Genomic DNA, 14,607 nt, shown 5'->3' with positions numbered 1-14,607 from the left:
CAACATGAAATACGCGCTGGGGCCACTTCTCTACTTTTGGCCAAAACAAGATGTAGAGGCGTTTTATCAACAAGCCATAAATAGTGCTTCGGATATCATCTACCTCGGAGAAAGCGTGTGTTCAAAGCGCCGAGAAATGAAACCGACACACTGGTTTGAGATAGCGAAAGAGCTCAGCGCTGCGGGTAAACAAGTAGTACTTTCAACTATGGCTTTGCTTGAAGCACCGAGCGAAGTCAACGTGATGAAAAAATACATCGATAACGGCGATTTTGCGATTGAAGCCAATGACGTCTCGGCAATTCAGCTGGCAGCAGCTAAAAATGTCCCGTTTGTCGTTGGGCCTGCAGTGAATGCTTACAATGCACACACTTTGAATTTATTTCTGAAACAAGGAATGATTCGCTGGTGTATGCCAGTCGAGCTGTCCAGAGATTGGCTGTCCAACGTACTGACACAATGTGATGTTCTCGGAATCAAAAACCAATTTGAGGTTGAAGTCTTTAGCCATGGATACCTTCCACTGGCCTATTCTGCGCGCTGTTTTACCGCTCGCGCAGAAAACAAAGCTAAAGACGACTGCGAGACTTGTTGTATCAAATACCCCACTGGAATTCAGGTAAGCAGTCAAGAGGGGCAAGAGGTGTTCAATCTGAACGGCATTCAGACTCAATCTGGTTACTGCTATAACCTAATCAATGACTTACCAAGCATGAAAGGTCTGGTTGATGTCGTTCGACTGAGCCCTTTAGGCGTTGAAACCTTCTCGGAATTAGATAAGTTTCGCGCAAACGAATCAGGCATGCATCCAGAACCCATCACCAGCCGCCAGTGCAACGGCTATTGGCATCAATTAGCAGGCTTAGAAGCTAAAAATATCTGAAGTCAAAAGTATCTGAACCCAAACAACAAAAAGGGCTCAATGAGCCCTTTTTGTCATACGATCTTGCTAAGCAACAGCATGACCTAAATATTGTGTTTGATAACGTCGAACATCTTTAAATAGCATGATGGCGACAACAACACTCAGAGCGATATTGGACAATGGATAGGCCAGCCAAATCCCCGTGACGCCATAAAGTTTCGGCATGATGTACAAAAACGGCAGTTGGATAAACATGTTGCCCATAGTAACAAACATTGCTTTGCTGCCGCGATTTATCGATTGATAGTAAGCAGCAGTCACAACCAAGAATCCATCCAACGCCAAAGCAAATAGATGTAATTGAATGCCTGTCACCGTATAACCAATAAGCTCATCACTTTCCGAGTTGAACACAGAGACAAATTGGTACGGAAAGAGATTCAACAATCCGATAAACACCAATCCAAGCAATATCGACGATGACATTGCCACTTTGAGCAACTTTTTAATATTTTGAACATTTTTCACGCCGTGGTTGTAACTCGCCAACGGTTGCATGCCGTTGGCTATCCCCTCCGCGGCGAGGTAATAAACTGTAACGATATAACCCAAAATAGCATAAGCACCGATCATCAGTTGATCGCCGTATTCGGCAAACAATCCGTTATGCAGCGCTACCATAACTGATCCATAGGCGTACATAAAAAAGCTCGAGACGCCGATGGTGAAAATCTTCGGAATCGCAGTAAAGCGAAATTCAAACTCTGTGACTTTCAAACGCAAATTGGCACTTGGAGAGAAGAAATACATAAGACCAAGCGCGGTCACCGTCATCTGAGCAATCGCCGTGGCAATCGCTGCGCCCGTCAACTCCCAATCCAACCAAGCGATAAACACATAGTCGAGTACGATATTGATCACTGCACCAACCATCATCAGCATGGTAGCTAACTTCGGGCTTTCATCGTTACGCAGCAGAAATGGCATCGCAATCGAGCCCAGTGTAAACACACATGCTCCGATCAAAATGTTGAGGTATTGCAAGCCTAAGTCAAATACGCGCCCTTCCGCGCCTTGCCACAGCAAGAAATTCTCAGCGAACAACCATAAAGTCACCGCGGCGATCGGCGTGATTAAAAGCAGCAGCATAAGACCCATCATCAACACCTGTTTCGCGCCAAGAGTGTCTTTTTCACCTTGGCGAATCGAAGTAAGCGCGCCAGTACCAACACCCACCAGCATACCAATGCCAAGGATCGTTCCGATCACTGGCCAAGCGACATTAATGCCAGCAAGCCCATCGGCACCGACATATCGCCCGATAAATATACCGTCAACGACTTGATATAAACCGTTAACCAGCATGGCGGCAACTGTCGGAATGGTATATCGCCAAAACTGCTTATAAATAGATGTTTTCATTTCTTTCACCAAAAGCTAGCTAAGTTTCTTTATTAAGCAATAAAAAACCACCGCAGATGACGGTGGTTTGATTGATAAAGAGAGAGTACCTAATTTGCAGATGCGTGCTTTTCGGCTTCTTTTACCTTAGCAATCCGCTCTTCTCGAACTTGATTGTAAATTCGAGTCAGCTCCAAAAACGAATAGCGATGCTCGACGTATTCATAGACGTTGAAAGAGATGGCCAATTTATACAGAGAAACAGCACTGGCGTAATCACCTTGGCTTTGGTAGCGCTTACCAAGATAGAAATAAGCTTCTGTTAGGCGTTGAGCCAACAAGGTATTGTCAGGTGTGGATTGAAGAATCACGTTAAACGCCTGCTCTTCAGACATTTCACCCAGAGTGATAGCCACTAATACCCAGCCCCACTCGTCTGTTCGGTCTTGATAACTAGCCAGTAACTCCTGTTTCGCTTGTTCTGGATCCAATTCTAATTTGATCAGGTACATCCACAATGCACGGAAAGGATCGGAAGGATCTTCATCATAGTGCTTTTGGATATCTTCCATCGCCAAATTAAGTCTATCACCGTAGTACAGAGCAACAGCACGGTTTCTTTCAGCATAAGAGTTCGCTGGATCCAATTCGAGTGTCGAACCAAAAGCATCGTAGGCAGCATCGAAGTCACCAACCTGAGTGAAATGCATACCTAGCAAGTTAAAAAGATGGGGTTGTAACGGATTAATCGCTAAAGATTGTTTGTAATCCAAACGAGCTAGATCACGCAGTCCTACACTGTCGTAATAACTGCCTCGCTCATAATACATCTTAGCTCGGACCTCATTTGAAAGATCTGGCCGCAGCAATAGCTGACTTAAACGTGCTATCTGCACTTCTTGCTGAACACTGGCTTGCAGAGGTACTGCCATAGGTGGATATAACCATTCTGCATTTTCATTTGCATTGGAAGCACAGCCAGCTGTCGTCAATAGAGCTACTAGACTAAGCGTCGAAGTTTTTAACCATTTCACAATTCGGTACTCCTGTTGCTAAGTTGATCTTAGCATCATCCGCATAAAAAAAGGGAGCGTAACGCCCCCTCTTTATAGCATGCTTTTTGCCCATTAGGCTACTCTGCGTTATTCCGCATCTGCTGCTGGTTTGTCGTCTGCTGCTTCTTCAGTCTTCTCAACTGCTTCTTTCATGCTTAGACGAACACGGCCTTGACGGTCGATTTCAAGCACTTTAACTTGAACTTCCTGACCTTCAGCTAGGTAGTCAGACACTTTCTCTACGCGCTTGTCAGCGATTTGAGAGATGTGAACCAGACCATCTTTACCAGGAAGAATAGTAACGAAAGCACCAAAGTCCGCTAGACGAGCCACTTTACCAGTGTAGATACGGCCTACTTCAACTTCAGCAGTGATCTCTTCGATACGGCGAATCGCTTCTTTCGCAGCAGCACCTTCTGTTGCAGCAATCTTGATTGTGCCGTCGTCTTCGATTTCGATAGTTGTACCTGTCTCTTCAGTTAGAGCACGGATAACTGCACCACCTTTACCGATAACGTCTTTGATCTTCTCAGCGCTGATCTTCATTGTGTGAATACGCGGAGCAAACTCAGAGATATCTTCACGAGCACCAGAGATAGCTTCATCCATTACAGATAGGATGTGCTTACGTGCACCTTGAGCTTGGTTAAGCGCAATTTGCATGATCTCTTTAGTGATACCTTCGATCTTGATGTCCATTTGAAGTGCAGTAATACCTGTGTTAGTACCTGCTACTTTAAAATCCATGTCACCAAGGTGGTCTTCGTCACCAAGGATGTCAGAAAGAACAACGAAATCATCGCCTTCTTTCACAAGACCCATCGCGATACCCGCAACAGAAGACTTGATTGGCACACCAGCATCCATAAGTGCTAGAGACGTACCACATACAGAAGCCATTGAAGATGAACCGTTAGATTCAGTGATTTCTGATACAACACGTACAGTGTATGGGAACTCTTCTGGAGATGGCATTACCGCTGCAATACCACGCTTCGCTAGTTTACCGTGGCCGATTTCACGACGCTTAGGAGAACCTACAAAGCCAGTCTCGCCCACACAGTATGGAGGGAAGTTGTAGTGTAGTAGGAAGTGATCTTTACGCTCACCTGTTAGCTCGTCGATGATTTGAGCATCACGTTGAGTACCTAGAGTTGCAGTCACAAGAGCCTGAGTTTCACCACGAGTGAATAGTGAAGAACCGTGAGTACGTGGAAGAACACCTGTACGTACGTCTAGCGCACGAACCATGTCTTTCTCACGACCGTCGATACGTGGGTTACCCGCGATGATGCGGCTACGTACAACGTTCTTCTCTAGAGAACCAAGCATCTTCTTGATTTCTTGCTCGTCTTGCTCTTCGTCTTCTGCAAGAATCGCAGCAACAACGTCAGACTTAATAGCACCTACTTGCTCGTAACGAGCCATCTTTTCAGTGATTTGGTACGCTTCTGTTAGGCGTGCTTCTGCTAGCTCAGCGATTTTCGCTTTAAGTTCCGCGTTTACTGCTGGTGCTTCCCATTCCCAAGCTGGAGTCGCAACTTCAGCTTTGAACTCGTTGATAGCAGAAATAACGACTTGCTGTTGATCGTGGCCGTATACAACCGCCGCTAGCATTTCTTCTTCTGTTAGGTTGTCAGCTTCAGATTCAACCATTAGAACCGCTGACTCTGTACCCGCAACCACTAGGTCAAGCTTAGATGCTTCTAGTTCAGTTTGGCTTGGGTTAAGAACAAGTTGACCGTCGATGTGACCAACACGTGCTGCACCGATAGGACCGTTGAACGGGATACCAGAGATAGCAAGCGCTGCAGACGTACCAATCATTGTTGGGATATCTGGCTGAACATCTGGGTTTACAGATACTACAGTTGCGATAACTTGAACTTCATTTTTAAACGCGTCCGGGAATAGTGGACGGATTGGACGGTCGATTAGGCGAGCTGTTAGCGTTTCGCCTTCAGATGGACGACCTTCACGTTTGAAGAAACCACCAGGGATCTTACCTGCAGCGTAAGTACGCTCTTGGTAGTTTACTGTTAGTGGGAAGAAATCTTGACCCGGTACAGCTTCTTTTTTACCAACTACAGAAACGAATACTGCTGTATCGTCCATAGTAACCATTACTGCTGCTGTAGCTTGACGTGCGATAACGCCAGTTTCTAGAGTAACCGTGTGGTTACCGTACTGGAACGTTTTAACAACTGGTTTTTCGAACATTGTTATTCCTTGTTTCTAAGCACACCAAAACTGGGGGCTTAGAGTGTGTAAATTGACACTCAAGGCATTACGAATCGCGACTAGTGAAAAGAAACTCACGTAAATTTCTTTTGAATAGCCGCGACCTTTTGGTCGACGAGGTTGACTGTAATGCTATGAGCTTTTTATGAAAATCCCAATGTTTGGGATTTAGCCGTGCGTAGTATAACGGGAAGAAAGGCGTTTGGCTAAATTTAGCCAACAAAAAAGGGGCTTAACGCCCCTTTTTCGACAAACTGCTATGCAGTCGCTGATTAGCGACGTAGGCCTAGACGCTTGATTAGGTCTTGGTAGCGAGCTAGATTTTTACCTTTTAGGTAATCTAGAAGCTTACGACGACGAGAAACCATACGTAGAAGACCACGACGGCTGTGGTGATCGCCTTTGTGTGCTTTGAAGTGACCTTGTAGGTGGTTGATAGAAGCTGTAAGTAGAGCTACTTGAACTTCTGGTGAACCAGTGTCGCCTTCGCCTTGTGCGTATTCTGCAACGATTGCTGCTTTAGTTTCTGCATTCAGAGACATAATTCTCTCCTAATAAGAGTAAGTTTAAAGTTGTAGCAGCCAATCTCTGATTCAGCCGCTACGCGAAGCGCGAATTATATGGGAACTACCTAGGTTAGGCAACAGGTAATTTCTAGGAACTTAGCTGATTTCTGGTACACTTAGCGACCTAAACGAAATACCTAATTGAACATACAGGATTCACTATGAAAATCGGCATCATTGGAGCAATGGAACAAGAAGTTTCCATCCTTAAACAAGCTATTGAAAACTGTCAGACAGTCACTAAAGCAGGCTGCACTTTCTTCTCTGGCCAACTAAACGGTGTAGATGTCGTTCTGCTTCAATCAGGTATCGGTAAAGTCGCGGCGGCAATCGGTACGACTATCTTGCTTGATGAATACCAGCCAGATGTTGTTATCAATACAGGCTCTGCAGGCGGCTTCGATTCAAGCTTAACTCTTGGCGATGTGGTCATTTCTACTGAAGTTCGTCATCACGACGCCGATGTAACGGCATTTGGTTACGAAATGGGACAAATGGCGCAGCAACCAGCAGCATTCCTAGCAGACGAAAAACTGATGAACATTGCTGAACAAGCGCTAGAGAAAATGGATGATAAACACGCGGTACGCGGACTAATCTGTACTGGCGATGCATTTGTATGTACAGCAGAACGCCAAGCGTTTATTCGTACTCACTTCCCATCGGTTATTGCAGTAGAAATGGAAGCTTCTGCTATCGCGCAGACTTGTCACCAATTCAATGTGCCATTCGTTGTCGTACGCGCTATCTCTGATGTGGCAGACAAAGAGTCACCAATGAGCTTTGAAGAGTTCTTACCGCTTGCAGCGAAAAGCTCGTCTGAGATGGTCTTCAAAATGGTTGAACTGCTGAAGTAAGCCGAACAACAAATCATGGAAGATCTGTTCAATCAACTCTACTCAAACGGCGCACTCCTTGTCTTATGGGGTGCGCTGCTCTGTCACTTTTTACTTCCTTTCCCACGTGAAGCACATCCTGCCATATTGTGGCAGAAGTTTGCTAAGCAATTGGCAGACAAAGTAAACACCAATGCTACTTACTCGCAGAGCCTGATATCAGGAACGCTCGCTTTTTTACTCATGGTACTACCATTACTGGCAGTGCTTGTCGCTTTAAAGCCTTTGGTATGGCAACCACCATTGTTTGAACTTGCCTTCCTGATTCTTGCGATTGATTGGCGTAATACAGACAAATTTACTTCTCAGTTTATTGCAGCACTCGCGCGTGAAGATAAGCAGCAAGCTAAGCTGTTACTCAAACCTCTCGTAAACCGTTCAACCGACCCGCTCTCTACACTTGGCCTTGGCAAAGCGGGGGCAGAAACCCTTGTCATGTCTTACGGAAGAAATGTAGTCGGCGTCTTATTTTGGTATGCGCTTGGTGGTGGTATCGCCGCGTTTACCTACCGCATGACTGTTGAACTGGCACGAGCATGGTCACCTTCTCGTGAGAGATTCTCTCCCTTTGGCTTGCCTGTCACCCGCGTTGTCGCGGCTTTGGATTTCATCCCGTTACGGATATTTGCATTGATGATTGCCATCGGTAACAAAACTAACGCTGCGCTCTTACTTATCAAACAGCAAGCTAAATCCTGGCCGTTGCCCGGCCCATCCTGGCTATTGGTTGCGGTGGGGGCAAAACTCGAGCTTTCTCTAGGTGGCCCCGCGATTTATGAAGGGAAAAAAGCGGTAAGATCAAAACTCGGTGGTCGTATCGCTCCTTCTGCTTTGCATATTGCTCAGGTTCAAAAGTTACTCGCGTGGCGCTTATTTGCTTGGATTTTTGTTCAAAGCGCTCTTATGGCAGCTATCCACCAAGGAATTTAGATGAAAAAACTGTTTTGCCTCCTCGCGGTCACGCTATCAACGTCTGCGGTATCTAAACCTGCCGAACGTATTGTTAGCCTGGCTCCGCACGCCACAGAAATTGCATTTGCAGCCGGTTTAGGCGATAAGCTTGTTGCCGTTAGTGAGCACAGTGATTTTCCGTTAGAAGCCGCCAACATAGAAAAAGTTGCGAACTACCAAGGCATAAAAATAGAACGTATCATCGCCCTTCAGCCGGATCTGGTTCTTGCTTGGCCATCAGGAAACCCTGAAAGAGAAATCGAGAAGCTCAAACAGTTCGGCTTTAGCATTTACTACTCGAGTTCGAGTACCTTGGATGATATTGCGACCAATATCGAGCAATTAAGCCAGTACGCGGAAGATCCAAGCATTGGGAAAAATGCCGCTAAACGCTATAGAGACGAACTCAAGACGCTTAAACAGCGATATCACACAACGCAACCTGTCAGCTATTTTTACCAACTCAGTGAGCAACCTATTATCACCGTTGCACAAAATAACTGGCCAAGCGAAATATTCCGCTTTTGTGGCGGAGTCAATGTCTTTCGCGATAGTTCAGCACCTTACCCTCAGGTCAGTGCCGAACAAGTGCTCGTCAAACAGCCTGAAGTGATTTTCACCTCCGAACATGCGATTAAAAATGGCAATATGTGGCAGCAGTGGCAACAGGATCTGCCGGCAGTCAGTAACGGCTACATTTGGCAACTCAATTCAGACTGGCTAAATCGCCCCACTCCAAGAACCCTTTTTGCCATAGAACAAGTATGTAACCATTTAGAAACAGTTAGACAAAAGCGTTAACGATTGAGTACATTAGCCCGTACACTTCGTTTTAGTGTTTTTCTTCTATTTTCTGTATGAGATTTTAGCTGCATGGAATCAATGCTTCTCTATAGCATCGACCTTTTTGGGACTGCAATTTTTGCTATTTCTGGTGTTCTGCTAGCGGGCAGGCTAAAAATGGACCCGTTTGGCGTTGCCGTTTTAGGTAGCGTAACGGCTATTGGTGGAGGAACAATCCGCGATATGGCATTAGGTGCCACACCTGTCTTTTGGATAACAGACACCAATTATCTTTGGGTGATACTGCTCACCTGCCTTGCGACTATGATCATCATCAGACGTCCAAAGCGTCTACCATGGTGGATTCTGCCAGTCTGTGATGCCATTGGCCTTGCCGCTTTTGTTGGTATCGGGGTTGATAAAGCGATGTCTTATCAGGACTCTGCGCTTGTCGCCATCATTATGGGGGTCATCACTGGCTGCGGCGGCGGTATCATCCGAGATGTACTTGCGAGAGAGATACCCATGGTGCTAAGAGGTGAAGTGTACGCGACCGCTTGTATTGTCGGTGGAGTCTTCCAGACCACAGCACTCGCAATGGGACATGATAGCAACACAGCCTTTTTAGCAGGCGTTTTTGCCACCCTATTCATTCGTTTGGGTGCAATACGCTGGCACTGGTCCTTACCTACCTTTGCTATCAATCGATAGACAGTAGTACCAATCAAAAAAAGGTCGCATAAGCGACCTTTTTTAATACGAGGAACCATTTATTTCTGAACGCGGCGTAATACGACTTTTAACGCGTCGAAGTCATTGTCCAAATCTTCAGAAAGCAATTCCATCACAGCGTGTTTCGCCAATGGTGCAGGAAGTTCAATGTCAGATTCTAAAATCTCATCAACCACTTCTTTGAACTTCGCTGGATGAGCGGTACATAGGAATAAGCCTGTCTCACCTTCTTGCAGCTGCTCTTCGAGTACACGGTAAGCAATCGCACCATGTGGTTCACACAGGTAGCCCTGGTCATAGAGTGCCTTTACAGATTCCGCGCTCTGAGCGTCTGTTACTGCACCTTTACCTAACGTTTCTAGGCCCCACTCTTTCACGCGGCAAAGCTCTTCAATACGTGGCCAGTTGTTTGGTTGGCTGACATCCATCGCATTTGACGTTGTCGCGACCGTCGGTTTTGGATCCCATTTACCCGTTTCTAGGTATCGTGGAACCGTATCATTGGCATTCGTCGCAGCAATGAAGCGCTTAATCGGAAGACCTAACGCTTTAGCCAGTAAACCAGCGGTTAAGTTACCAAAGTTGCCACTTGGAACCGAAATAACCAAGTTTTCACGCTCAGCTTTACTCATTTGAGACGCAGCTTCGAAGTAGTAACAGATCTGCGCCATCAAACGGCTGATGTTGATAGAGTTTGCTGAGTTAAGGCCGATTTCTTCACGTAGCTCAGCATCATCAAATGCTTGTTTTACCAGCGCCTGACACGCGTCAAAGTCACCATCAATTGCAACAGTGTGAATATTCTTACCTAGCGTGCAGAACAGCTTTTCTTGCAGTGGGCTGATCTTCCCTTTCGGGTATAGGATCACTACGTTGATGTCTTCCATACCGTAGAAAGCGTGTGCAACAGCTGCACCTGTATCACCGGATGTCGCCGTCAAAATAGTGATCTTACCGCCATTAGATACCGCAGCTAAAGATTGCGCCATAAAGCGGCCACCAAAATCTTTGAACGCTAATGTTGGGCCGTGGAATAGCTCCAGTGCATAAACGCCATCTTTCACTTTCTTGATTGGTGCTGGAAATTGGAACGCAGCATCCACCATTGAGTTTACTTTTTCTTCAGCGAGTTCATCACCAATCAACGCTGATAAAATTTTTGTGCTACGAGAGACAAAGTCTTCTGCTAGTAGCGAATCGATATCATCAAACTTAGGCAATTCCGATGGAAAAAATAGGCCTTGGTTACGACCTAATCCTTGGCGAACGGCTTGGCCAAAGGAAACTTGTTCTTCATTTTCTTTTATGTTGTAAAGCTTCATAGCTCACTTCCTGTAACGATCGAGCCCTGTTTATCTAATCGACAAACGTGGACAAATCCTTCTTCATTTTGTACGTAATTTTCTTCTAACCAGCGAGCAACTCGCTCAGCGACATCTTTTTCTTTGCAAATGCTAAATAGCGTAGGACCACTACCTGAGATACCTGTTGCTAACGCGCCTGCTGTCGCTGCATATTTACGAGCCTCAGCAAAGCCAGGAAGCAGTTTCTCACGATATGGTTCCGCGATCACGTCTTTGATCATTTTTGCCGCTAACTCCGGTTGACCAGAGTGGCACGCGTGAACAAAGCCGGCTAAATGACGGCCATGCGCTATCACATCTTGTCGGCGATATTGAGATGGTAGTATCTCACGTGCTTCAGCCGTAGAAACTTTGATGCCCGGATAGGCCATTACCCAGTACCAATCATCAAAACACGGTACTTCTTGGCTAATGATTCCCAACTCTTCCAGCATTAATTGGAGGCCACCAAGATAGCATGGTGCAACGTTATCGTAATGAACACCACCGGAAATCTTACCTTCCATTTCGCCCATTAACGCAAGAAGCTCAGTTTCATTCAAAGGCTGGCCATGAAAACGGTTTAGTGCGTCGAGCGCCGCCACAATAGAACATGCGCTTGAGCCCAATCCCGAACCAATTGGCATGTTTTTTTCAAGTGTCATTTCTACAGGTAAAAGATCCACGCCTTTTTTGTCTAACTCTCGCGCAAACACCAACCAGCAGTCATAAACAATATTTTCTTTTGGGTTGTCCGGTAGTTTAGAGACAAAACTGCCTGCCGTTTTAAGAGCAAACGCAGCACTGCCTGACTTCACCAAGACGCGATCGCCTAGTAAGGTGCCATCAATCGGGGACACAGCCGCCCCCAACACATCAAAACCGACACTCACATTTCCAATTGACGCTGGGGCATAAACCACCACATCCATACCACTACTCATTCTGTTTATACCCCTAATTTCCAGCCTAATGTACGCATAACGTCCGAGAAAACACCCGCCGCTGTGACTTCAGTACCTGCACCGTATCCACGCAGCACCAGTGGAATTGGTTGGTAGTATCGGCTGTAGAATGCTAATGCGTTTTCGCCATCTTTAATCTTAAACATTGGGTCATTGTCGTCTACAGCAGCGATACTTACGCGGCATTGGCCGTCAACAATTTCCCCCACATAACGAAGCACTTTTCCCTCTTCAGCGGCTTGTGCTACAAGCTCTTGGAAGTAGGCATCCGCTTCTGGTAAGCGGTCCATAAATTCTTCAATGCTGCCTGAATCATCAAAACCCGGTGGTAGCGCTTGGTCTACAACGACATCTTCAAGCTCTAAGTTCATACCAGCTTCGCGCGCAAGGATCAGCAACTTACGAGCCACATCCATGCCTGATAGGTCGTCACGAGGATCGGGTTCCGTGAAGCCATTGTCTTTCGCAATATTAGTCGCTTGGCTTAACGTCATGCCTTCATCTAGCTTACCGAAGATGTATGACAAAGAACCTGACAAAATACCGCTAAAGCGTTCCAGCTCATCACCTGCTGAGATTAGGTTTTGCAAGTTCTCAATAACAGGTAAGCCAGCACCTACCGTTGTTTCATACATAAGTTTACGGCGAGAGCCACGTGCAACTTCTCGTAGCTGATGGTAGTACGCCATACTTGCTGTATTCGCTTTCTTGTTTGGCGTTACCACGTGGAATCCAGCGGCTAAGAAATCCGCGTATTGGTTTGCAATCACTTCACTCGATGTGCAGTCCACCAAGACAGGGTTGATGATGTGATTACGCTGCACCAGTGAAATCAAACGAGCTAAACTGAATTCTTCCGTTGCGCTGTTCATGCGGTCTCGCCAGTGCTCAAGAGGCAAGCCTTGGCTGTCTAACAATAATCCTTTGCTGTTTGCTAAACCACACACACGCAAGACGATGCCTTTTTCCGCTAGCTTAGCTTGCTGGCGTCCAATTTGATCCACCAATTCACCGCCAACGCCGCCAACACCAACAACAAACACGTCAAGGAAGTGTTTAGAGTTGAATAGGTTCTCGTGGCACGCTTTGATCGCTTCAGAGATTTTATCTTCAGGAATGACCGCTGAAATGGCACGCTCTGATGAGCCTTGAGCAATTGCCACAATGTTTACATTCACTTCAGCCAAAGAGAGGAAGAACTGAGATGCTACTCCGCGAGACGTACGCATACCATCACCAACCAGCGTAACGATCGCAACGTCATCCATAAACTCTACTGGCTCCAGAAGGCCATCTTTAAGTTCAAGTTCAAATGCGTCAGAGAGCGCCTTTTCCGCAATGGCTTTGTCCTGAGCTTCAATACAGAAGCTGATGCTGTATTCGGAAGAAGACTGAGTAATAAGCACAATCGACACGCCTGCAGACGACATCGCGCCAAATACACGGCTTGCCATACCGACCATGCCTTTCATGCCAGGTCCGGATACGTTGACCATTGTCAGGTCACTCAGTGTTGTGATGCCTTTTATTGCAAGGTTGTCTTCACCTGTATCTTGACCAATTAAAGTCCCTGCGCCCTGAGGGTTGAAGCTGTTTTTGATTAGACAAGGAATGTGGAACTGTGCGATAGGTGCGATGGTTTTCGGGTGTAGGACAGAAGCGCCAAAATAAGAAAGCTCCATCGCTTCCTGGTAGCTTAGAGATTTAAGCAAGCGCGCGTCGTCCACTAAGCGTGGGTCGCAGTTGTAAACGCCATCCACATCCGTCCAAATTTCACAGCACTCTGCACGCAAACAAGCAGCGAGCACAGCGGCTGAGTAGTCGGAACCATTACGTCCCAGAGTCACTAACTCACCTTTCTCGTTTCCTGCAGTAAAGCCAGGCATAATGCAGACATGGCCCTGAGGAAGCGGATTTTGACGGAAGTTTTGAGTCGATATTTCCACATCGACCATCGCTTCTAGATGCTCACCACGAGCAAACAGATATTGGACTGGATCTATCAGGCTTGCTGCTTGGCCTTTCGCCTCTAGAACCGCTTTCATTAATTGAATTGAAACACGTTCACCCTTACTGATGATGCGTGCGTTCACATTGTCTGGGCACATTCCCAGAAGATCAATGCCATGAACAAACTGGCGAAGTTGAGAAAGAGAGGTTTTTACTTGGTGCTCGTACCCAGTCCCATCGATGTCTGGTAATACTTCTTTAATCCCTTGGAACAAGTGACGAAGCGACTCTTCCAGTTCAGCGATTTGAAGCTCCGCATCACCTGTTCTTAATGCAGCGTCAATCACTGCGACCAATTTATTGGTTGTTTTTCCTGGAGCGGAAAGTACCACCGCTACTTCTTCCTGTTGAGCATTATTAGCAATAATGTCGGCCGCTCTTAAAAAGCGCTCGGCATCCGCTAACGACGATCCTCCAAATTTTAAAACTCGCATCCCTTCCTCCAGATATCTGTAAATTGGTATAAAAAAAGGCCTGTATCTTGTGGGATACAGGCCTTTTTTATGAATTTTTTTCGCTTAGCAGCCTGCCCCAACAAATGCGATGTCGGTAATAATAATGGTTGTGGTCATTACTGCGAGGCTGTGATTTTGCATGAGTGTGTTTATTACTATTATGTGTTTGCTTACCCATACGTTTAACCTATTTATTAACTTGGAGTCAACGAAAAGTTTTAAAAAGTTGAATATCCATATGCGAACTCAACCCATAAACCAAACAAATGCTTGACCATTGAAAAATTGAAAGTCGCATAAATCACGAATTAACAGATAAAAAATCCTCACCCATTCGTTTTATG

Annotated in this window: 12 protein-coding genes and 1 other annotated feature; of the genes, 5 read left to right on the top strand and 7 right to left on the bottom strand. The window is 46.0% G+C overall.

Annotated features, from left to right (window positions below; genetic code table 11):
- Positions 1-4 precede the first annotated feature (4 nt).
- Positions 5-883, top strand: coding sequence for a U32 family peptidase (locus NP165_RS02570; RefSeq protein WP_257085531.1), 879 nt, complete (start codon positions 5-7; stop codon positions 881-883).
- Positions 884-949: 66 nt separating this feature from the next.
- On the opposite strand, the gene NP165_RS02565 is transcribed toward NP165_RS02570, so the two are convergent.
- The 4 genes from NP165_RS02565 to rpsO form a co-directional block, all read right to left on the bottom strand.
- Positions 950-2,287: an MATE family efflux transporter gene (locus NP165_RS02565; protein ID WP_257084778.1), complete on the bottom strand. Its 1,338-nt coding sequence runs from the start codon at positions 2,285-2,287 to the stop codon at positions 950-952.
- 89 nt (positions 2,288-2,376) lie between these two features.
- On the bottom strand, positions 2,377-3,300 hold the full coding sequence (gene nlpI, locus NP165_RS02560) for a lipoprotein NlpI (RefSeq protein ID WP_257084777.1): 924 nt from the start codon (positions 3,298-3,300) through the stop codon (positions 2,377-2,379).
- Positions 3,301-3,408: 108 nt separating this feature from the next.
- Positions 3,409-5,541: a polyribonucleotide nucleotidyltransferase gene (pnp, locus tag NP165_RS02555; RefSeq protein WP_257084776.1), complete on the bottom strand. Its 2,133-nt coding sequence runs from the start codon at positions 5,539-5,541 to the stop codon at positions 3,409-3,411.
- A gap of 293 nt (positions 5,542-5,834) precedes the next feature.
- Positions 5,835-6,104 (bottom strand): 30S ribosomal protein S15, encoded by a 270-nt coding sequence (rpsO, locus tag NP165_RS02550; protein WP_005380094.1) that lies wholly within the window; start codon positions 6,102-6,104, stop codon positions 5,835-5,837.
- Between the two features lie 185 nt (positions 6,105-6,289).
- Between rpsO and mtnN the strand changes: the two genes are divergently transcribed.
- From mtnN to NP165_RS02530, 4 genes are all read left to right on the top strand, one after another.
- Positions 6,290-6,985, top strand: coding sequence for a 5'-methylthioadenosine/S-adenosylhomocysteine nucleosidase (mtnN, locus tag NP165_RS02545; protein WP_257084775.1), 696 nt, complete (start codon positions 6,290-6,292; stop codon positions 6,983-6,985).
- Between the two features lie 15 nt (positions 6,986-7,000).
- Entirely contained in the window at positions 7,001-7,954 is a 954-nt protein-coding gene (locus tag NP165_RS02540; protein WP_257084774.1) for a cobalamin biosynthesis family protein, read from the top strand.
- Positions 7,955-8,776 carry a vitamin B12 ABC transporter substrate-binding protein BtuF gene (btuF, locus tag NP165_RS02535; RefSeq protein ID WP_257084773.1) on the top strand — a complete coding sequence of 274 codons (822 nt, stop codon included), beginning with the start codon at positions 7,955-7,957 and terminating at the stop codon, positions 8,774-8,776.
- Positions 8,777-8,848: 72 nt separating this feature from the next.
- On the top strand, positions 8,849-9,469 hold the full coding sequence (locus NP165_RS02530; RefSeq protein WP_257084772.1) for a trimeric intracellular cation channel family protein: 621 nt from the start codon (positions 8,849-8,851) through the stop codon (positions 9,467-9,469).
- 59 nt (positions 9,470-9,528) lie between these two features.
- Here the strand turns inward: NP165_RS02530 and thrC are convergent, their stop codons facing one another.
- Genes thrC through thrA form a run of 3 tightly spaced genes read right to left on the bottom strand, consistent with a single transcriptional unit; the run spans position 9,529 to position 14,242 of the window.
- Positions 9,529-10,812 carry a threonine synthase gene (thrC, locus tag NP165_RS02525; RefSeq protein ID WP_257084771.1) on the bottom strand — a complete coding sequence of 428 codons (1,284 nt, stop codon included), beginning with the start codon at positions 10,810-10,812 and terminating at the stop codon, positions 9,529-9,531.
- The gene (gene thrB / locus NP165_RS02520; protein WP_257085530.1) at positions 10,809-11,765 is read right to left on the bottom strand and encodes a homoserine kinase; all 957 of its coding nucleotides are present in this window, start codon (positions 11,763-11,765) and stop codon (positions 10,809-10,811) included. Before thrB ends, thrC begins: the two co-directional genes overlap by 4 nt.
- A 17-nt stretch (positions 11,766-11,782) precedes the next feature.
- A complete protein-coding gene (gene thrA / locus NP165_RS02515; RefSeq protein WP_257084770.1) occupies positions 11,783-14,242 on the bottom strand; it encodes a bifunctional aspartate kinase/homoserine dehydrogenase I in 2,460 nt (819 codons plus the stop codon).
- 29 nt (positions 14,243-14,271) lie between these two features.
- Positions 14,272-14,392, bottom strand: a sequence feature (Thr leader region).
- Positions 14,393-14,607: the final 215 nt, after the last annotated feature.

Source organism: Vibrio japonicus, from assembly GCF_024582835.1.
Classification (GTDB): domain Bacteria; phylum Pseudomonadota; class Gammaproteobacteria; order Enterobacterales; family Vibrionaceae; genus Vibrio; species Vibrio japonicus.
This window is presented reverse-complemented; position numbering and strand designations above follow the sequence as displayed.

Bases quoted from the DNA above. Each gene is read 5' to 3' on its own strand.
- NP165_RS02530 (WP_257084772.1), top strand. From the start codon at position 8,849: ATGGAATCAATGCTTCTCTATAGCATCGACCTTTTTGGGACTGCAATT.
- NP165_RS02570 (WP_257085531.1), top strand. From the start codon at position 5: ATGAAATACGCGCTGGGGCCACTTCTCTACTTTTGGCCAAAACAAGAT.
- mtnN (WP_257084775.1), top strand. From the start codon at position 6,290: ATGAAAATCGGCATCATTGGAGCAATGGAACAAGAAGTTTCCATCCTT.
- rpsO (WP_005380094.1), bottom strand. From the start codon at position 6,104: ATGTCTCTGAATGCAGAAACTAAAGCAGCAATCGTTGCAGAATACGCA.
- pnp (WP_257084776.1), bottom strand. From the start codon at position 5,541: ATGTTCGAAAAACCAGTTGTTAAAACGTTCCAGTACGGTAACCACACG.
- thrA (WP_257084770.1), bottom strand. From the start codon at position 14,242: ATGCGAGTTTTAAAATTTGGAGGATCGTCGTTAGCGGATGCCGAGCGC.
- thrC (WP_257084771.1), bottom strand. From the start codon at position 10,812: ATGAAGCTTTACAACATAAAAGAAAATGAAGAACAAGTTTCCTTTGGC.
- thrB (WP_257085530.1), bottom strand. From the start codon at position 11,765: ATGGATGTGGTGGTTTATGCCCCAGCGTCAATTGGAAATGTGAGTGTC.
- btuF (WP_257084773.1), top strand. From the start codon at position 7,955: ATGAAAAAACTGTTTTGCCTCCTCGCGGTCACGCTATCAACGTCTGCG.
- NP165_RS02565 (WP_257084778.1), bottom strand. From the start codon at position 2,287: ATGAAAACATCTATTTATAAGCAGTTTTGGCGATATACCATTCCGACA.
- NP165_RS02540 (WP_257084774.1), top strand. From the start codon at position 7,001: ATGGAAGATCTGTTCAATCAACTCTACTCAAACGGCGCACTCCTTGTC.